Annotated in this window: 22 protein-coding genes; 13 read left to right on the top strand and 9 right to left on the bottom strand. The window is 61.9% G+C overall.

From position 1 onward, the window contains the following. Positions 1-1,210 precede the first annotated feature (1,210 nt). Entirely contained in the window at positions 1,211-1,510 is a 300-nt protein-coding gene (locus QRN54_RS13860) for a DUF4259 domain-containing protein (RefSeq protein WP_223304584.1), read from the top strand. Positions 1,511-1,544: 34 nt separating this feature from the next. On the opposite strand, the gene QRN54_RS13855 is transcribed toward QRN54_RS13860, so the two are convergent. After that, the gene (locus tag QRN54_RS13855; RefSeq protein WP_209448001.1) at positions 1,545-1,721 is read right to left on the bottom strand and encodes a hypothetical protein; all 177 of its coding nucleotides are present in this window, start codon (positions 1,719-1,721) and stop codon (positions 1,545-1,547) included. Between the two features lie 218 nt (positions 1,722-1,939). After that, the gene (locus tag QRN54_RS13850) at positions 1,940-2,821 is read right to left on the bottom strand and encodes an alpha/beta fold hydrolase (RefSeq protein ID WP_003940195.1); all 882 of its coding nucleotides are present in this window, start codon (positions 2,819-2,821) and stop codon (positions 1,940-1,942) included. A gap of 113 nt (positions 2,822-2,934) precedes the next feature. Between QRN54_RS13850 and QRN54_RS13845 the strand changes: the two genes are divergently transcribed. Genes QRN54_RS13845 through QRN54_RS13835 form a run of 3 tightly spaced genes read left to right on the top strand, consistent with a single transcriptional unit; the run spans position 2,935 to position 4,475 of the window. Beyond that, positions 2,935-3,579, top strand: a complete 645-nt coding sequence (locus tag QRN54_RS13845; RefSeq protein WP_003939902.1) for a TetR/AcrR family transcriptional regulator — start codon at positions 2,935-2,937, stop codon at positions 3,577-3,579. Positions 3,580-3,588: 9 nt separating this feature from the next. After that, entirely contained in the window at positions 3,589-4,038 is a 450-nt protein-coding gene (locus QRN54_RS13840) for an FAS1-like dehydratase domain-containing protein (protein ID WP_019745537.1), read from the top strand. Then, positions 4,035-4,475 carry a MaoC/PaaZ C-terminal domain-containing protein gene (locus QRN54_RS13835; RefSeq protein ID WP_058037951.1) on the top strand — a complete coding sequence of 147 codons (441 nt, stop codon included), beginning with the start codon at positions 4,035-4,037 and terminating at the stop codon, positions 4,473-4,475. Before QRN54_RS13840 ends, QRN54_RS13835 begins: the two co-directional genes overlap by 4 nt. 76 nt (positions 4,476-4,551) lie before the next feature. On the opposite strand, the gene QRN54_RS13830 is transcribed toward QRN54_RS13835, so the two are convergent. Next, positions 4,552-4,896, bottom strand: a complete 345-nt coding sequence (locus QRN54_RS13830; protein WP_225320154.1) for a hypothetical protein — start codon at positions 4,894-4,896, stop codon at positions 4,552-4,554. A 32-nt stretch (positions 4,897-4,928) separates the two neighbouring features. Next, positions 4,929-5,402 carry a hypothetical protein gene (locus QRN54_RS13825; protein WP_225320153.1) on the bottom strand — a complete coding sequence of 158 codons (474 nt, stop codon included), beginning with the start codon at positions 5,400-5,402 and terminating at the stop codon, positions 4,929-4,931. A 114-nt stretch (positions 5,403-5,516) separates the two neighbouring features. Here QRN54_RS13825 and QRN54_RS13820 point away from each other — a divergent pair, with 114 nt between their 5' ends. The 4 genes from QRN54_RS13820 to QRN54_RS13805 all read left to right on the top strand — a co-directional run bounded on the left by QRN54_RS13820 (position 5,517) and on the right by QRN54_RS13805 (position 9,611). Further along, positions 5,517-6,578: an NAD(P)/FAD-dependent oxidoreductase gene (locus tag QRN54_RS13820; protein WP_285182183.1), complete on the top strand. Its 1,062-nt coding sequence runs from the start codon at positions 5,517-5,519 to the stop codon at positions 6,576-6,578. A gap of 119 nt (positions 6,579-6,697) precedes the next feature. Then, on the top strand, positions 6,698-7,885 hold the full coding sequence (locus QRN54_RS13815; RefSeq protein ID WP_007729973.1) for an ATP-binding protein: 1,188 nt from the start codon (positions 6,698-6,700) through the stop codon (positions 7,883-7,885). After that, positions 7,882-8,601: a M50 family metallopeptidase gene (locus tag QRN54_RS13810; protein WP_007729974.1), complete on the top strand. Its 720-nt coding sequence runs from the start codon at positions 7,882-7,884 to the stop codon at positions 8,599-8,601. Before QRN54_RS13815 ends, QRN54_RS13810 begins: the two co-directional genes overlap by 4 nt. 173 nt (positions 8,602-8,774) lie before the next feature. Continuing rightward, positions 8,775-9,611 carry an SDR family oxidoreductase gene (locus QRN54_RS13805; RefSeq protein ID WP_285182180.1) on the top strand — a complete coding sequence of 279 codons (837 nt, stop codon included), beginning with the start codon at positions 8,775-8,777 and terminating at the stop codon, positions 9,609-9,611. 54 nt (positions 9,612-9,665) lie between these two features. On the opposite strand, the gene QRN54_RS13800 is transcribed toward QRN54_RS13805, so the two are convergent. After that, the gene (locus QRN54_RS13800; RefSeq protein WP_003940093.1) at positions 9,666-10,673 is read right to left on the bottom strand and encodes an NAD(P)H-dependent glycerol-3-phosphate dehydrogenase; all 1,008 of its coding nucleotides are present in this window, start codon (positions 10,671-10,673) and stop codon (positions 9,666-9,668) included. Positions 10,674-10,770: 97 nt separating this feature from the next. Further along, on the bottom strand, positions 10,771-11,499 hold the full coding sequence (locus QRN54_RS13795) for a FadR/GntR family transcriptional regulator (protein WP_030536531.1): 729 nt from the start codon (positions 11,497-11,499) through the stop codon (positions 10,771-10,773). Positions 11,500-11,632: 133 nt separating this feature from the next. Here QRN54_RS13795 and QRN54_RS13790 point away from each other — a divergent pair, with 133 nt between their 5' ends. The 5 genes from QRN54_RS13790 to QRN54_RS13770 all read left to right on the top strand — a co-directional run bounded on the left by QRN54_RS13790 (position 11,633) and on the right by QRN54_RS13770 (position 15,713). Further along, on the top strand, positions 11,633-13,021 hold the full coding sequence (locus tag QRN54_RS13790; RefSeq protein ID WP_003939838.1) for a GntP family permease: 1,389 nt from the start codon (positions 11,633-11,635) through the stop codon (positions 13,019-13,021). Between the two features lie 12 nt (positions 13,022-13,033). Continuing rightward, positions 13,034-13,564, top strand: a complete 531-nt coding sequence (locus QRN54_RS13785; protein ID WP_007729978.1) for a gluconokinase — start codon at positions 13,034-13,036, stop codon at positions 13,562-13,564. A 46-nt stretch (positions 13,565-13,610) separates the two neighbouring features. Next, a complete protein-coding gene (locus QRN54_RS13780) occupies positions 13,611-14,150 on the top strand; it encodes a LiaF domain-containing protein (protein WP_030536533.1) in 540 nt (179 codons plus the stop codon). A 10-nt stretch (positions 14,151-14,160) separates the two neighbouring features. Then, positions 14,161-14,598 (top strand): SRPBCC family protein, encoded by a 438-nt coding sequence (locus QRN54_RS13775; protein WP_083056544.1) that lies wholly within the window; start codon positions 14,161-14,163, stop codon positions 14,596-14,598. Between the two features lie 143 nt (positions 14,599-14,741). Next, entirely contained in the window at positions 14,742-15,713 is a 972-nt protein-coding gene (locus QRN54_RS13770; protein WP_030536535.1) for an alpha/beta hydrolase, read from the top strand. A gap of 6 nt (positions 15,714-15,719) precedes the next feature. On the opposite strand, the gene QRN54_RS13765 is transcribed toward QRN54_RS13770, so the two are convergent. From QRN54_RS13765 to QRN54_RS13755, 3 genes are read right to left on the bottom strand one after another with little or no spacing between them, the layout of a single operon-like run. Then, complete coding sequence (locus tag QRN54_RS13765; RefSeq protein ID WP_030536536.1) at positions 15,720-16,523, bottom strand: transglutaminase-like domain-containing protein; 804 nt, start codon at positions 16,521-16,523, stop codon at positions 15,720-15,722. A 58-nt stretch (positions 16,524-16,581) separates the two neighbouring features. Beyond that, the gene (locus QRN54_RS13760) at positions 16,582-17,148 is read right to left on the bottom strand and encodes a nucleotidyltransferase family protein (RefSeq protein ID WP_261255138.1); all 567 of its coding nucleotides are present in this window, start codon (positions 17,146-17,148) and stop codon (positions 16,582-16,584) included. A gap of 2 nt (positions 17,149-17,150) precedes the next feature. Continuing rightward, on the bottom strand, positions 17,151-17,993 hold the full coding sequence (locus QRN54_RS13755; RefSeq protein ID WP_019745522.1) for an alpha/beta hydrolase: 843 nt from the start codon (positions 17,991-17,993) through the stop codon (positions 17,151-17,153). Positions 17,994-18,135: the final 142 nt, after the last annotated feature.

Genomic DNA, 18,135 nt, shown 5'->3' with positions numbered 1-18,135 from the left:
GGTTACGAGTATCCCGCGACAGACGACATCGTCAATATTATGATGTCGGCAACAAGCGCGACGACGGCACCAATCGGATTCTGGACAATCCACGAAATTACTTCAGTCATGTTCTCGGTCCTTCCTTAGCGTAAGACGCGTGATCGAATACTCGACCAGCTATTGCAGTACCCGGCCCCGTTCGGCGAATTAAGCCTTTGCCGAAAATGATTGGCGCAAACAGATAGATCGCACACCGGGGCGTTGAATCAACTCGCCCAATCGTTGCACCTCTATGCTCGGGGTTCGATTCGTTACCAACATCTTTCGGAGAAGGGGTGATCAGTCCCATCAGCGATCGGTACCCCGCGTGCGAAACCCTTTTCCGTAAACACCTGCCCAGCAACGTCGTAACGTCAGAAGTGGCAGTTGGCGAGGCCGACCGTCTTCTCGAGATCGTGGCGAGTTTTGCTGGGCAGATGTGACACTACCTCGCGGTCTCGCCGGATCAGTCTTCCTTTCGGACATCGATGGCTGTTCTTCGTGTGGTTGTTACACAATCGACGGAATCGCTGTTGGGGGTGGCGATGCGCAGCTATTTCCCCTGCGAATCTTCAGGAATTGCCTGCGACACCCGTGGATACGGATCCTCGATCTCCACCGAGCGCAATTCCGTGTGCCGACAAACATCGCAGTGCTTCCGACCGGATCGATGCACCCAGAACCAATCGCCGTCACGCACAAAGGGCCAGACGGTTCTGGGAAAGACCCAAGCGCTCCTGCAGTTCCCGGCGATCTGTTGCGCCAGTTCGAGTTCACACTTGATCTAACTGGTCGACGCATAGTGGTGTACCGGTAGCCAAAAGAGTCCCGCCGGTCGGTTAGTGTTGACGGTGAGATACGACGCGGAGGTGGCTGTGAGAATCTGGAACTGGTTGATGCTCAAAATTTCAGCAATCGGTGGGTCGCCGAAGTTTCGGAAGACAGTCGACAGTCCGATTTGGGCGGGCGCCAATGACCGCAAGCTCTGACTGAGCGGGCGGCAGATTCTCCAATTTGCAATTGCCGACCTGAAACTGCGAGCACGCTCACGGCCTGCTGCGACGGGAACGCGACTGTCGACCTGAATTTATCCGCAATCGATATGGGAGGGCTTGTGGGAGTCTGGGGTCCGGGAAACTTTGACAGTGACACCGTCGCGGATGGGTTGGGGGCCCTGACCGGTCGAATCGTGGACGACATCACTGCCGAGTTCGAAGACGATTCGAGTCTGGAGCCGGATGAATGGGGCGGGGAGATGGTGCCGGCGTGGCTCGAGATCCTCACCGATATTGCCCAGACGAAACGAGTCGGTGTGACGTTTCCATCCACGCAAGTGCTGATCGACTGGCGCGATCGATATCTGCGCGTGTGGGATGGCTACATTGACGAACTCGAACCGGACGAGGATCACAAGGTCGCTCGACGTGCAGTGCTCGTCCATACTTTCGAACAGGCGGTCGCCCTCGCAGCCGAGCGCGAACAGGCATAAACCTGGTGCGGCCGCGCTACTGACCATAGATCCGTCAGTTCCCCGGTGGAACGACGGTGAACGTGAACCCTCCGGAAGTCATTGCGTTGGCTTCTTCGAACATCGAACAGGGAGCTTCGGCGGCGTCGGTCGCCAATGCTCGGGCAGCGCTGGGGGTTCGACCTCGGGCCGTCACCGCGAGCCCAGGTACGTCCGCATCTGTGATCGTCAATCGGACTCGTGGTCGGAAGCACTGCCACCGAGTATCTGCGCGAGGAGATGGTCTTCGTCCACCACAGACCTCCCGCCACGACCAAAACGGCGGCGGCAACGGCCACCATTACCTGACCGCGGTGGTCGGAGAGGAATGTTCTCCTCTGTCAGTTGTACCGCCTTGGCCAGCTGATTGACCGGCTTCATCACCACCTTGTCGGCGGCTGGTCCGCGAGATCACGTCCGCTTCGCGTCGTCATGATTGCGGACGAACTTCATGAGTCGGGGAATCACCCGATCGGGTATGTGTCCCAGGATTCCGTGGCCGGTTCCGGCATAGATCTCCACTTCGGCTTCAGGTACAAGATCAGCTAACCTCGCGGCCACCTGCTCGGGGTTGGAGACCACCGTCTCAGCACCGGAGATTACGAGCATGGGAACCGAAATCGACTGCACTTCTGCATCCTTGAGCATTCGTGCCCACCCGATACCGGGCCGGTAGTTCAGCGCTTCCTTGGCGAGGGCGAACTCGAGGTCGCCGAGAACGTACCCGGGGGACAGCCAATCGTTGAGCTTGCGAATATTCTTGTCGGTGCGGCGCATACCGGCGCGGACCATCTTCAGCAGCACACGCCACGAGGGCTTGTCGAAGACTCCACCCGGTTCGATGAGCGTCACACTCGCCAGTCGTTCAGGAGAATGAAGTGCTACGAGAACGGCATGCCACGCGCCCTGCGAGTAGCCGACCAGGTGGACGCGATCGACCTCGAGTTCGTTCAATACCTCGCTGATCCAGGTGGCGAAGTCGGACTCCCCGGTCAGTGGAGAAGTCTGGACACTGAGGCCTGGTGTGCCGATCGTGTCCAGTGCGTACACGACTCGGTCTCGGCACAGGTCCTCGATGACGATGTGCCATTGCAGACAATTGGCCCCGAGAGAGTGCACCAGGACGATCGGCGTCTCCGTGCCGGTCCCCGACCTACGGACATGGGTGGTTCCGAACGATGTCGGCACGTCGAGTTGTGTCGACGGAACCGGCCAGGTGCTCTCCAGTTCTCGGTAGATGCTCTCGTACGCCTGCTTTGATGCTTCGTTCTTGAATCGTCCGATCTTCGGCATGAGCCTCCCTCTCGCTGCATTCAATTTTGATGGTATGACCGTATCACTAATGCGGTACGTGCGTATCATTAACGGGTCAAAGTCATCTATATCGAAAGGGGAAGGACAGCCTAATGCCGCGACTGGTCGACCATGAAGTGAGGCAACGGGAGATCACCGACGCGGTGCGGCGAGTAATTGTCGACGGTGGGCTCGCGGCGGTGACATTTCAGTCCGTTGCTGCCGAGGCCGGGATTTCGGTGCGACTCGTGCAGTACTACTTCGGCACGAAGCGGGAATTCCTTCTCGCGACGCATCAAGCTGTGCGTCAGGATGCGGGTGCTCGCTTGATGCAGGAGTTGTCTGTTCTTGGCGCGGAAGCGACACCCCGCGAGGTTATTTCAGCGTTCCTTGTTGGCATGCTCCCACTCGATCGACAACGTCGGGAGGAAGCGATTGTTCTCGGCGCCTTCCACGCTGCCGCACTGACCGGACAAGGAATCGCCGCCGAGGAAACCCTCACTGCCCCAAGAGAGTTGACAGCGCTCATTTCCGGCCAGCTTCAACGAGTGACCAATCGGGACGCGGTTGCGCCGTCAATGGATCCCGACCTCGACGCCGAGCTCATTCTGGCGGCTGTCGCCGGGCTCGCCCAGGGGATGCTTCCCGGCTACGCCACAGCAGAATTGGCGGTCCAGTTGGTTGAGCGTCTCCTCGATCGCATTCTCGGGCCGACGAGACCTCAGGCCACGAATCAACCCGAAGTCGGCCGCCGTTAGTATTCCGGGATGTCTCCTGTGAACCCAGCGCTCGCCGGCCGGGTGTTTCCCTCGTCTTCGTACCTTGTCGGGCGCGAGAAGATTCGCGAGTTCGCTCTGGCGGTGCGTTCGAGCAATCCCTTGCACCATGATGTCGGTGTCGCCAGGGAGGCCGGGTTCGTCGATGTCATCGCACCGACAACATTCACAACCGTTGTCCAGCAACGAGCGATCATGGCACTGCTGCGCACGCCGGATACCGGGCTCGATCCGACTCGTGTGGTCCATACTTCCGAGAAGATCGAGCATCAGCGTCCGATAGTCGCCGGCGATGACCTGTCTACGACACTGACGATTACAGGGGTGACAGTGCGTGCAGGCAGTGCGATCCTGTCGACAGTTTCCGAGATCCACGACGTGACCGACGCTTTGGTAGCAACGGTCACCTCGACGCTGCTGGCGCGAGGAGAAGGCGCATGACCGTACCCGTCGTGCCGGTTTTCGAAAACCTCGTCCTCGGTGACATCGTCGCGAAGGTTGATCTGGTCCTCACTCGTGATGACCTAGTTCGCTACGCCGGTGCCTCCGGCGACATGAACCCGATCCATTTCAACGACGCAATCGCTACTGCGGCTGGGCTACCGGGAGTTCTGGCGCACGGAATGCTCACTGCCGGAATTGCTTTGCAGGCTATCGTCGACTGGGTTGGTGACCCGAGCGGTGTGATCTCGTATGAAACTCGCTTTACTCGGCCCGTCGTAGTCGATGCCGTCGATGGTGCTGATCTCTCCATCACTGCGAAGATCGCGCGAATCGACGCCACGATGCGGACAACGCGGATCGATGTCACAGTCACGCACAAGGGCCAGACGGTTCTGGGAAAGACCCAAGCGCACCTTCAGTTCCCGGGCGCCTGACAGGATTGCGGGCTGTCACTGGTCACATCGGGACCTACGCATCCGGGCGGGAGATCAACTGCATTGTGGCGCAGCACTACCGGAAAGACACCAACAGCTCGTCCGACGCTTGCATCGGTGCGTATCCGTCGGCGATGACGCGCCGACAGCCGTCGATCTCGACGGTGAGTAATCGTTCCTCGTTCGTGGGACGGTCCACGTAGATCGTCGACGCCACCTCGGTGGCCACCGCGTCACAGTCGGGAGCGGGTGGAAGTCCGTCGAAGGTTTCCGTCGTAGACGATGTGCCTACGAATTCGGTGGAGGAGAATCGGCAGAAAACGCTGCCCGCCGACAGCGATGTCAGCGCCGTTGTACCTGTCGTGGCTGGTCGGTAGGTCGGCCTGCAATGCGACAGTTCGTAGATCTGATCGTCGGACAACGCTATTCGGTGTTCGGTACTGCCGACCGGTGTCAGTTCCTTGATGGCGGCCAGGCCACCGGGTTTCGGTAGTCCACACGAATCGGAGGGATACCCCGGCCGAGTTGCTCGGCCTCGATCGTCGACCAACCAGAATTGCTCCAGGACAGCCAGGCTGTAGTTGTGCAGCCTTCGGGGAACCAAGTCTTGTGCGCGGACGAGCGGTTCAGCATTTCCACCGCCCGACTGAAATCGCCCTCCCAACGGTGAGCAGAGAAGCTGACGGTTCGGTCGGCTGCCACGTTGTCGCTGACAAACGGGTCGCACGTGACGGCGGCGACGGGTACGAAATCGTCTGGAACTGTCGCAGTTGGTGTCGTCTGGAGCGGGCCGATCGGATACGGGGTCGCGCACCCCAGCGTCTCGGCGTCGACTATTGCGGCAACAGGACGGTCGGGGATGGTCACGTGCCAAATGCCGGCAACAGCGAGGATGACGATCACGACTGCGAACCAACGCCAGAGCATGAGCACACCGTATCGGTCCCGATGTGCGCCGAGGCTTAGTCCTCCGTTTACCGCCGAAGTCCTCGCATCCAAATTGAGTGGATCCAGGTTGCGGCTCGCAGATATGGTCCACTGGTGGCGCATCCGAATGGTCGAAACGACAGTCCGATCCTGGTGATTGGTGCCGGCGTCGTCGGCGCGTCGATCGCGTATCACCTGGCGCGCGTTGGTCTCCGAGTCACCGTGCTGGAGCACGGCTCGGTGGCGGGAGGGGTGACCGGCAACTCCTTTGCCTGGGTCGGCCTCTCGAAGAGTGCCGCAGAAACTTACTCAGATCCGTTCCGGCAAGGCGCTGCAGTCGAAATCGACCGCCTGGAGCGCGAACTCGTCGAGCCAATCGGTTTGCGCCGCAGAGGCGCGATCACCTGGGAAGAGACGGAAGCGGAGACTCGAGCGTTCGTAGATGCTCATCGAGCACTCGGCCATCCCGTCGACCTCATCGGTAAAGAGGAAATCCTTGCTCGTGAGCCGGGATTGCGGACGGCCCCCTCGGTCGCAGCGTACGCGCCTGATGACGGTGGCGTTGACCCGGTTGCGTTCGCTCGATCGCTCCTGCGAGGTGCCGAAGAGTACGGTGCCACAGTGTATTCCGATGTCAGTGCGCTCGGGGTGCTCGCGGAGGGCATGAGAGTGTGCGGAGTAATGACTGCCGACGGTCCCGTCTACGGAACGGCCACCGTGCTCGCTGCGGGTACCGCGATTCCTGGACTCGCGGCGTCGGCGGGAGTGGACGTCGAGGTCGACGCCTCCCCGTGTTGCCTCATCAGATTCTCGACGCCCTACCCATTGGTGAACGGAATACTCTCCTCTCCGGATTTCGAGATCCGGCAATTGGACGACACGACACTGATTGCGGCTGAAGATGTTCCGGTCGGGTTCTCCGGAGATGCTCGTGAGCTTGCGGGGCCGACGCTGCGCGCGATCCGCAGTCAGCTCGAGGACGGTGACCAAGTGGAACTGATCGAGGCGGTAGTCGCTGACCGTCCCATCCCGCGTGGTGGCCGCCCGCTGCTGGGCTTCGCCGAAGGCGTGTCGGGGCTCTATCTGGCCGCGACGCATCCGGCGATCATTCTGTCCGGAGCAATTGGAGCCCACGTGGCCGGGGACTTCGCCCGAGCGTCAACCCTGGACGGTTAGACGACGACGCCGGAGCCCGGTTCGACAAGGTTCGAGCCGATATTGCGGTTCCTAGTTCTCTCTAGGACACGCGCTAGAGAGCGGGATATTCGTCTACTCGGCTTGTACCGTCGATGGGCATGGACCCCGTGCGCAATCCGTATGCCCCCGGTGCCGGTCAACGCCCGCCGGAACTCGCCGGGCGCGACAAGCAGATCGACGCCTTCGACGTCGTTCTCGAGCGAATTGCGCGTGGCCGCCCGGAACGAAGTGTTGTCCTCACCGGATTGCGTGGCGTCGGCAAGACCGTCCTGCTCAATCAGTTGCGTTCGGCCGCGATCTCCCGGAGCTGGGGGACAGGCAAGATCGAGGCGCGCCCCGATCAGGATTTACGACGCCCACTCTCGTCAGCGCTCCACATGGCAGTCCGAGAGATCGCGGTCTCCCATCGCGATCCGGAGCGGGTCGAGCAGTTCCTCGGAGTCCTCAAATCGTTTGCCCTACGCGCCACTGCGGACAAGGGAATGCGCGAGCGCTGGCAGCCAGGCATCGACGCACCCGCGATCAAAGGTCGGGCAGACAGCGGCGACATCGAGATCGACCTCGTCGAGTTGCTGCTCGACGCGTCGTCGCTGGCCAGGGATGTCGGCGTCGGGATCGCCATCTTCATCGACGAGATGCAGGACCTCGGTGCCGCGGATGTCTCGGCGATCTGCGGGGCCTGCCACGAGTTGAGTCAGGACGCGGCACCGCTGATCGTCGTCGGTGCAGGGCTTCCGCATCTGCCTGCTGTGCTGTCGGCGTCGAAAAGCTACTCGGAGCGCCTGTTCAGCTACCACCGGATCGATCGCCTCGAGCGTGAAGCTGCAGATCAGGCGCTGATTGCACCTGCCGAGCGTGAGGACGTCGAGTTCACCGAATCCGCGCTCGACGCTCTGTACGAAGCGGCTGACGGGTACCCGTACTTCGTTCAGGCCTACGGAAAAGCCACGTGGGATGTGGCGGCGTCGAGTCCGATCACGGCAGAAGACGTGCGCGTCGGCGCGCCGACGGCTGAGGAAGAACTCGCTGTCGGTTTCTTCGGATCGCGGTACGAGCGAGCAACGCCCGCGGAGCGTGAGTACATGCGCGCCATGGCCGATCTCGCCGGTGACGACGGGCCCGTCGCAACCGCGAAGATCGCCGTCGAGTTGGGGCGCAAACCGGCTTCCCTGTCGCCGGCACGGGATGGACTGATCAAGAAGGGGCTGATCTATTCGGCAGAACGTGGATCCATCGGATTCACGGTCCCGCACTTCGGCCGATACCTGCGCGGACAAGCGGAGTGAACGCGCTCGAAACCGCGTGGGATCGGGTGGCGGCGCTCAGTCCCAATCCGCCGGTGTGGGTGGTTCAACTGGCCGCGTTGATCGCCGTGATCATCGTTCTCGAACCACACCTGTGGCGGATCGCCCGCAACGTCGTCACCATCGCACACGAGGGTGCTCACCTGATCGTCGCCGTCCTGGTCGGTCGACGGTTGAAAGGTCTTCGCCTGCATTCGGATACGTCGGGTGTTGCGATCTCGTCGGGCAAACCGACCGGCTTCGGCGTCATTCTGATGACGTTCGCGGGGTACGTCGGACCGTCGATTCTCGGACTCGGCGCGGCCGGGTTGTTGGGCGCGCAGCGTGCGGTCTCGGTGCTGTGGATCGGCGTATTCGTCATCGCGGTGATGATGGTCCTGATCCGAAACCTCTACGGAGTCTTCTCACTTGCCGTGGTGGGAGCCGTGTTGTTCGGGCTCGTCTGGTGGGGGACCCAGGAGCAGCAAGTGGCCGCAGCGTACTTCCTGACGCTCTTCCTCCTCTTTGCCGGACCACGCCCGGTCGTGGAACTTCAACGGCAGCGAATGCGACGAGGCGGGGCACCGGACTCGGACGCCGACCAATTGGCCAGGCTCTCACCGATACCCGCGATCGTCTGGGTCGGGTTGTTCCTGCTCGTGAACGTCGCGGTGCTCGTGCTCGGCGGATGGTGGATTCTGCGCCCGGTGGGTGGCTGACCGGATTGATCCGTTGTCCCGTCAGGACAACGGACCAACGATTGTTGATGCTCTGCGGACGTAGTCATCGCATGAAGGCGCTCATATCGTGGAAGTCGACGAGTGGTCGTGTGGGGACTTCACGCGGCCACACCCGCAACGACGAAGACCGTCGACGATGACAAGGATTCGTTTTGGACGACAAGAACTTCCGCGGACGAACCGCGATCATGTCCGGGGGAAGCCGTGGCATCGGACTTGCCATCGCCCGTGCGATAGCGCGCCGCGGCGGAAACATCGTGTTGCTCGCCAAGACCGATACGCCGGATCCCAGGCTGCCTGGAACTATCCACACGGCTGTGGACGAGTTGAACGAGCTCGAGGGTCATGCCGTTCCGGTCGTCGGCGACGTGAGGAACGACGACGACATCGCGCGGGCCGTGGCTGCAGCGGTAGAGCACTTCGGTGGCATCGACATCGTGGTCAACAACGCGAGCGTCCTCGACATCTCGAAAACCGAAGATCTCGCGATGAAGCGATTCGATCTGATGCAGCAGGTCAACGTCCGTGGCACCTTCGCGCTCACCCGCGCGTGCCTTCCGTACCTTCGGGTTTCGGCCAATGCGCACGTATTGACGCTGTCGCCGCCGCTCAACTTTTCGCCGCACTGGTTGGGTGCTCATCCGGGCTACATGTTGGCCAAATACGGAATGACATTGGCGGCCTTGGGCATCGCCGCAGAGTATTCAGGTGCACCGATTTCGAGTAATTGCCTGTGGCCGGAGACCATGATCGCCACGGCCGCTGTCGGAAACCTGCTCGGGGGAGACGACAGTATCGAGCACTCGCGTTCACCCGAGATCATGGCCGATGCGGCTGTCGAGATTCTCGGGCGTCCCGCCGGCACGGATACCGGTCGTACAGTGCTCGACGTCGAGATCTTGCGCGAGGCGGGGATCTCGGATTTCTCGCAGTACGGCGGTGAGTCACCGTTGGCGATCGACATCTTCGTCGACGCTCCAATTCCGTGATCTCGGGCGATCTACAGGTATCTAGCCAAATCGCTAGATACCTGTAGATCTTCCTCACGCCACTTCGTGCTCGCCGCCCGGGGCAACCTTCTGAAGTCCGCGATATGCGTCGCTGGCACTTTGGCGACCGCCGATGACGGCCTCGACCTCCGCGGCAATCGGCATGTCGACACCGTATTCACGGGCCAGATCCATGACGGTGGGGGCAGTCTTGACGCCCTCGGCAACCTGGCCGAGCTTGGCTACCGCCTCCTCGACGGTCAATCCCTGCGCCAGAGCTTCGCCGACGCGACGATTGCGAGAAGTCGGAGCCATGCAGGTGGCAATCAGATCGCCGACGCCCGTCAAGCCGGCAAAGGTGCGCGGGTTGGCGCCCATCGCCTCACCGAGTCGGGTCATCTCGGCGAGACCGCGTGCGAGCACCATCGCACGAGTGTTGTCACCGACCCCCAGACCGTCAGCCATGCCCGAGGCGATGGCAACGATGTTCTTGAGGATGCCGCCGAGTTCGCAGCCGAGCACGTCGGTGTTGCGATAGACGCGGAAGACCGACGACGCGAACAGGGGTTGCAGCGCGGCGGCGACGCGATCGTCCTGGGTCGCCACGACCGATGCCGCGGCCATGCCGTCGACGATCTCTTTGGCGATGTTGGGGCCCGCGAGCAATCCGACGGGATGGCCGGGCAGGCACTCGGCGATCACTTCGGTGGGACGCTGCCGGGTGCCGGGCTCGAGGCCCTTGGACAGTGACAACACCGGGACCCACGCCCGAACCTCGTTGGCGATCTCGGCGAGGGTGGAGCGAACGGCGTGCGATGGCACCCCGCACACGAGTACGTCCGCTTCTCGGGCGGCTTCGACCAGATCCGAGGTTGCCTTGAGCCCCTTGGGAAGTTTGCGCTCACCAAGGTATTTGGAGTTGGTCCGTTGCGAATTGATCTCGTCGGCTGCTTCGGAATTGCGTGCCCACAACAGGGTCGGGGTGTTGCGGGCAGCGAGGCCGGCCACCGTGGTTCCCCACGATCCGGCACCGAGGACGACGACGCGTACCGGGCGGGCCATCAGAGTGCGCTGTTCTGGGTAGCGAGTGCTGTCATGGCGCCAAGCGTTCCACTTGCGGAGCAGTTGCGGGCCAATTCCGCCGAGTCTGTGGCTCGACTTACAGATGAGGCGGCGGTTCGGGGCTTTCGCGCATTGTTTCGACCGCTTCTGCGGATTCCGCGACGATCGAGCGCATGGCGGCTTCCGCGGCGTCGGCGTCCCCGGCCTGAATAGCAGATGCGACCACTCCGTGCAGGTGAATCGCTTCGGGGTCGGCCTCGTGGGGCATCAACGAGTGGCGGGTGCGGCCTTCGAGTATCTCGACGACGATCTGCGACATCGCCCGCAGCATCGGGTTACCGGAGGCGGCGAGCAGGGTGCGGTGGAAGTCGGAGTCATGGCCGAGATAGGCGCCGGTATCGGCAGCGCGAGAGGTAGCTGACATGCCGATGACGGCTGCAGTGAGAGCGCCGCACTGCTCAGGTGTGGCGCGAGTTGCGGCGAGTCGCGCAGCCAGAGGTTCGATGCCGGAACGGAGTTCGCTGAGGATAGACAGCTGCTCGAACCGATCAGGACCGGCCAGTTGCCAGCGGATGACATTGGGGTCGAGCGAGTTCCAGTGTTCGGAGCCCAGGATGGTGATTCCGACGCGTCGACGAACCGAGGCGAGTCCGAGGGATTCGAGAACGCGGACAACTTCGCGGATGACGGTTCGCGACACGTCGTATCGCGTTGCCACCTCGTCGGCGGAGATCGTGGTTCCCGGAGCGAGCACACCACCGACTATGTCTTGGCCGAGCTGTTCCAGCATCGAGTCGTGTAACTGCTGAAACGGGACAGAAGGCATACGTAGATCGTCCCATGCGTATGGAGTAAGCCCGGTGGAAGCCGAATAAATACTACAAATTAGTGTCTGCTCTTGAAATTGTAGGTTAATTAAGGAACAGTGACCTCAATCACTCATCGGACTGGGAGTCCCTATGAACACCACAGCATTGCTGGCGGCCGAGGTCGTCCCCGCTGGTAGTGACGCACGATTGATCATCGCTGCAGTCGCCGGCGTCGCGGTTATCATCGCGCTGATCACCTGGCTCGACCTGCACCCCTTCCTCGCACTGTCCATCGGTGCGGTTGGTGTCGGTCTGGCGGCCGGCCTCGGATCGGCCGAGTCGGTCGCGGCATTCGCGACAGGCTTCGGGTCGACCATGGGAAGCGTCGGAATCCTGATCGGTTTCGGCGCGATGTTCGGCAAACTCCTCGCCGATTCCGGCGGTGCCGACCGAGTGGTCGACACGCTGGTCGGCCGCTCCAGCACCAAGGCGCTTCCGTGGACCATGGCTCTGGTCGGCGCAGTGATCGGTCTGCCGATGTTCTTCGAAATCGGTCTCGTCCTGTTGATGCCGGTCATCATCCTCGTCGCGCGGCGTTCCGGCTTGTCCCTGATGCGCATCGCGATCCCCACCCTCGCCGGCCTCTCGGCCATGCACGGGTTGGTTCCCCCGCACCCAGGGCCGCTGGTTGCAGTCTCGGCTTTGAACGCAAACCTCGGCCTCACCCTCGCGCTCGGTGTCCTCGTCGCGATCCCCACTGTTGTTCTCGCCGGACCGGTCTTCAGTAAGTACGCCGCGCGGTGGGTCGACGTGAAGGTCCCGGATCTTTTTGTCACAGGCGAAGATCGAGGCGAGGAAGAGAAGAAGCAGCGTCCCTCGTTCGCGGCTACTCTCGCAGCGATCCTCCTCCCGGTTGTTCTCATGCTGGGCAAAGCATTTGCAGACGTGATCGCACCCGATTCCGAGGCACTACCCAAGTCCGTCCTCGACTTCCTCGGAACACCCGTTGTGGCTTTGGGTCTCGCGGTTCTGGTCGGTATGGTGCTGCTGGGTCGCGGCGGCGGAATGGACCGCAAGGCCATCTCGAAGTCACTCGAGAGTTCCCTACCTCCCATCGCAGGCATCTTGTTGATCGTCGGCGCCGGTGGCGGTTTCAAGCAGGTCCTGATCGACACCGGTATCGCCGGAGTGATCGCCGACGCGATCAAGGGCAGCAGCCTCCCCGTGCTGTTCCTGGCCTGGCTGGTAGCGGTATTGATCCGCGTCGCAACAGGTTCGGCAACGGTGGCAACAGTGACGGCGTCGGGCATCCTCGCTCCGGTTGCGGCAGACCTCTCGTCCGCACATGTCTCGCTGATGGTCTTGGCGATCGGTGCGGGCTCGCTCTTCCTCTCGCACGTCAACGACGCCGGATTCTGGTTGGTGAAGGAGTATCTGGGCGTCAGCGTGGTACAGAACCTCAAGACCTGGACCGTGATGGAATGCATCATCTCGGTATCGGGCCTGGCCGGAGTGCTCGTGTTGAGCGCATTCATCTAGGTAGGCGAGCACATGAACAGCGAAGCGGCACAGCAGAAGCAGTATCCCGTGCTCGTCCTGATGGGTGTCTCGGGTTCGGGAAAGTCGACGGTCGGCGGCATGCTCGCCGGAGCGATGGGTTGGGACCTTCAAGAAGGCGACGATCTCCACCCGCAGGCGAACATCGACAAGATGGCGACCGGGCATCCGTTGAACGACCAAGACCGCTGGCCCTGGCTCGACAAGATCGCCGTCTGGATCAAGAGCCATACCGACGCCGGTCAGCCGGGCATCGTCACGTGTTCGGCACTCAAGCGCAGCTACCGCGACGTGCTTCGCGGTGAGCACGTCGTGTTCGTGCACCTCGCCGGTTCGCGGGATCAGATCGGCCAGCGATTGACCGCTCGCCTCGATCACTACATGCCCGCCTCGCTCCTCGACTCCCAGATCTCGACACTCGAGGCCGTCGACCCGGACGAACAGGCCATCGTCGTCGACGTGGGCGGGAGTCCCGCCAAGATCGCGGAGGAGATCCTGCGACGCGTGGAGACATTCGAATACTGAGCAAGCCCGGCGTGTAAGCACCCGAGGTTCGGGTTACGGTGCTTGGGTGACTGCTGCTGAAGAAGGCCACGACGTCGATCAATTGCGTGTCGATGCCCAAGCGCGTCTGGAAGTCGCGGTGGGTGAGGGGCGTTTGACCCTCGAGGAGTACTCGGACAAGGCGGCAGTGGTGTGGTCGCCCACCGCAGATCGAGGGCAGCTCGAGCAGATCGTGCCGTTCAGTGCGGCACCACCTGCTGTGGTGTCGCCGCCGCAAGCAACGATCGTCGGTGTCTTCGGTGACACGAAGCGCTCCGGCCGTTGGTCTTTGGCGAAAAAGACACTCGCTCTGCTGTTGTTCGGGGACGTCAAGTTCGATCTGCGATCGGCAACCATCACAGCGTCCTCCTCGACGATCACCATCGTGTCGATCTTCGGGGACACGAGGCTGCGGGTTCCGGAGGGTGTTTCAGTCGAGTTGGGTGGCTTCGACCTTTTCGGAGATCGGGAATTCGACGGGGGTCGACAGGATCCCGGCCCAGGTGCACCGGTTATTCGTGTCGTCGCGTATTCGTTGTTCGGCGATCTCACCGTGCGTACCGGCTAGCTCGGACGCCGTGACCGACTTCGACTTCCACAGCGTCTGGACGCTTCCTGCCTCTGCTGACCGCGTCTACGAGGTTCTCGCGGATGCCGAACAGTATTCGCAGTGGTGGCCTCAGATACGCCGAGTCGGGACGATCGACGAGCATTCAGGCTCCATGTCCATCCGCAGCGCTGTCCCTCTGACGCTGCTGGTCTTCGGGCGACGCGAGGTGGAAGACTCAGTTGACCACTTTCTGAAAGTGCGTCTCACCGGCGCAATGACCGGGTGGAGTAGCTGGGCGGTGCGCCCCGCTGGATCTGGTTGCACAGCCGAATTTCGGCAACAGGTAGCGGTGTCCGGAGCGCTTGGTCTGGCCGCGAAGGTCGCGAAGCCGCTGTTCGAGTGGAATCATGAAGCGATGATGCGTGGAGGGCACCGCGGACTGTGCGCATATCTCTCCCGGCCGTGATCGCGACCAGAACTTGCACACGCTCGAGCAATTGATCCATACCCGTCGTGTCATTTTGACGCAGCGTCAGTTATCGTTCACATCAGCAGCCGACAAGTATGTGTAACTCAAATGCACAAAACGGCTTGACCTGGGAGGACGCTATGCGGACGCGAGATTCGACGGTATGGCATTGGAACGTGAGTCCGCGAGCGCGGGTTATCTTCTGCCTGACCAGGACGTTCGTGAAGCCGATGTTCACCCTCTGGCCGACCACCGAACGTGGTATCCGCCAGCTCGAGCGACTCGACGCGATGGCGGACAAACTGCCGAAGCCGAAGAACCTCGATATCGAGCCTTTCACGCTGGGTGGTGTGCCCAGCGAGAAGGTGCAGCATCCACGCAAAGCGCAGGGCGAGTTGGCCGGCGCCACGATCCTCTACTTCCATGGAGGGGGATTCGTCTTCTGCGGTCTGGCAACGCACCGGGCACTGTGCGGTTTGCTCTCTGCGAAGGCCGGAGTACCGGTGATCTCCGTGCGCTACCGCCAGCTGCCGGAAGGTTCCATCGGCACCTCCGTCAAGGACGCAATGGCCGCGTACACCGCGTTGCTCGAGACAGCCGAAGACCCGAACAAGATTGTGGTTGCCGGTGACTCGGCGGGCGGATACCTGGCCATGAAGGTCGCCGAAATTGCCGCACTGCGCGGAATCACGCGGCCCGCTGCCGTGGTGGGATATTCCCCTCTTCTCAACGTGAACCTCGAGGACCATGATCCCGATTTCATGAAACGTGATGCCTACCTACCGATGTCACAGGTGGAAAAGCTCAAGGACCGGTGGCTCGAGGGTCCGGACGAGATTCCTGGTGCGCAGTCGCCGATCAACGCCGACGCCAGTCTGATTCCGCCGTCGTTCCTGGTGTCCGCCGAATACGAACTGATGCGTCCGGACGTCGAGATCATGACCGAAAACTTGATCAAGGCAGGACAAGCCGTCGAAACGCACATCTGGAGTGGGCAGATCCATGCTTTCCCGGTGATCGGGAAAGCTCTTCGGGAGGGGAAGGCGATCGTCGATCTCACGATCAAGTTCCTCGAGCGAACGATGGCCTCGCAGAACCAGATCAGCGCCTGACGCTTTTCAGCCGATCGATGTGAGTGTTGCGTAGTCGTCGTTGTCGAGAACGCCGTCGACGACTGCGCGAACTTCCGAGGCGTGCAACGTGATCGAACCGCCGTGATTGTCGAGGAAGGCTGTGTCTGCGGCATCTCGGCCGGTCGAGATGCGCACAAGATTGCTGCGCGGCGCCAATTGCGTTGCATCGACCACGCGCCAGACGTGGTCGATATTGGCTTCGACTACGGCGTGAAAATCCATCGGATCGCAGCCCGGCGCGTAGACGGCCACCAGTCGAGCGGGAATCCCCACGGCGCGCAGCAGTGAGATGGTCAGGTGCGAGTAGTCGCGGCACACTCCGGCGCCGGCGAGCAAGGTGTCGACCGCACTGTCGGTGCCGCGACTGGTGCCGGGAACATAACTCAAATGTGTACTCACCCAGCGAGTGACTTCGAGGAGGAGTTCGGCCGGGGGAGTGGCGAGATCGAATTGCCCGGCGACAAAACCGAAGAACTTGTCGGCCTCGGCATACCGGCTGGGGCGCAGATATTTCGACACGTCGTAGTCGCTGACCGACGCCGGTTCTGCGCGGCCGATGACGGTTGCGTCGTAGCTGACGATCAGTTTGCCTGGGGCACAGTCGAGTAGGTGAATTCGGGTACCGTGTTCGGCGGTGATCTCGCGGGGTTCGAGCGGATTGCCGTCATGGACGAACGACATCGTTTCCAGCAGTTCGACACCCGGCGCGCGCGTCACCGCGATCTTGAACTCCAGGTTGGTCGCCTCGTCGATCTCGATGTCGAGCAGGGCGGCGACGGTACGTTTCATCGGGCCATCTTTACACCGAATACGGACACCCACCACCTGGGAGGATTGTGACGTGCGATCAGGCTTCGGGATAGTCGACGTCGACGCCGCTGCTGAGGTCGCTGCACTCCACCAACTCGACCCCGTGTTCGCGTAGGTAGGTGTTGGCGCCGCCGTCCCCGGTGAGTGACTTTGCAAGCGTCGGCCAGTGGTCGCGTCCGATCAGGACGGGATGGCCGGGTCTTCCGTGAAAGACAGCTCTTCGCAGTATGTTTCGTGATGGGGAAATCTGACCCACGATCCGCGTCACGGTGTCGGCGTTGAGGTCCGGGACGTCGACCAGACAGATCGCTGCCGCATCTGCGTCGTCGATTCGCATGGCGGCTTCGAGTCCGCAGCGCAGTGACGCGCTCATTCCGTGTTGCCAATCCGATATCACCACAATGACATCGGTGGTGGGCAGTAGTTCGAGGGCGTCCTCTGCCTGCGCGCCGAGCACCACGATGACCGGTGAGAGGCCTGCGGACTGCAGTGTCGTCACCCCGTGGTGGAGCCAAGACTGACCCTCGGTGTTTGTGACGAGCGCTTTGGGTTTGCCCATGCGGGATCCGGCCCCGGCCGCCAGCAGGATCCCGCACGTAGACATGACTATGCTCCGGTGACCCGCGGACGCAGCCACTCGATCAGATCGTTCAGAACTTCTTCCTGCTCAGGCTCGTTGAAGATCTCGTGGTACAGGCCGTCGTACACCTTCAAGGTGACATCCGAAGAGCCGGCCAGATCTGCGACGAGCTTGCTGCCGGCCGGGTCCGTCAAACGGTCGTCCGAGCCGTGTTGAAGCAGTACGGGAATGGTGAGCGAGGGCAGGCGCGCCGGGAAGCCTTCCGCGGCGGTGATCATGCCGCGCGCGATGCCGGCGGGAACCTTGCCGTGGTGAACCAGCGGGTCGGCGTTGTACTTGTCGACGACCTTCTGATCACGCGATACGGCAGCAGCTTCCAGGTTCTCGACGGGCACGTCCGGGAGGTATTTGCCGACGATCTTGCCCAGCTGCATCACGATCTTCGGAGTGCCGGTTGCGATGATCACCGCAGGTCCGGACAGGGCGAGGGCTTTGAGATCGGCCTGATGGTCGAGGGCGTAGGAAAGGGCGATCGCGCCGCCCATGCTGTGCCCGAGCAGGAACTTGTCCTTGCCGGGATGTGCCGCCGTCACGATCGAGAACAACGTGTGGACGTCGTCGGTGAAGTCGGAGAATTCCTTGAGGTGAACGCGCTTGCCGCCAGAGCGTCCGTGCCCGCGATGGTCGGGTGCATACACGATGAGCCCGAGTTCCCCGAGCCGCGCAGCAACATGGTCGTAGCGCCTCGCGTGTTCGCCGAGTCCGTGGCACAGGACGAGAACCCCGGTGGGTTCGCGGTCCGGTGTCCACACGTCGTAGACGATCTTGGTACCGGCGACTCCGGTGAACGACGACTCTTCGTGCTGCATTGTTGCGCCCTCTCTGCGACCGGTTCCGGTACGCGGATTCTCACATGCTATTCGCCCGGTGGGCAGGGCGCGGGTGTTCAGGGTGTGAGGTCGTCGAGGAAACTTCGACACTTGTTTGTTACGGCTGGTTACATTAACTTAG

This window comes from Rhodococcus sp. MEB032, assembly GCF_030208925.1.
GTDB classification, from domain to species: domain Bacteria; phylum Actinomycetota; class Actinomycetes; order Mycobacteriales; family Mycobacteriaceae; genus Rhodococcus_F; species Rhodococcus_F qingshengii.
Note: the sequence above shows the minus strand (reverse complement) of the source record. Positions and strands in the feature narration are given on the sequence as shown.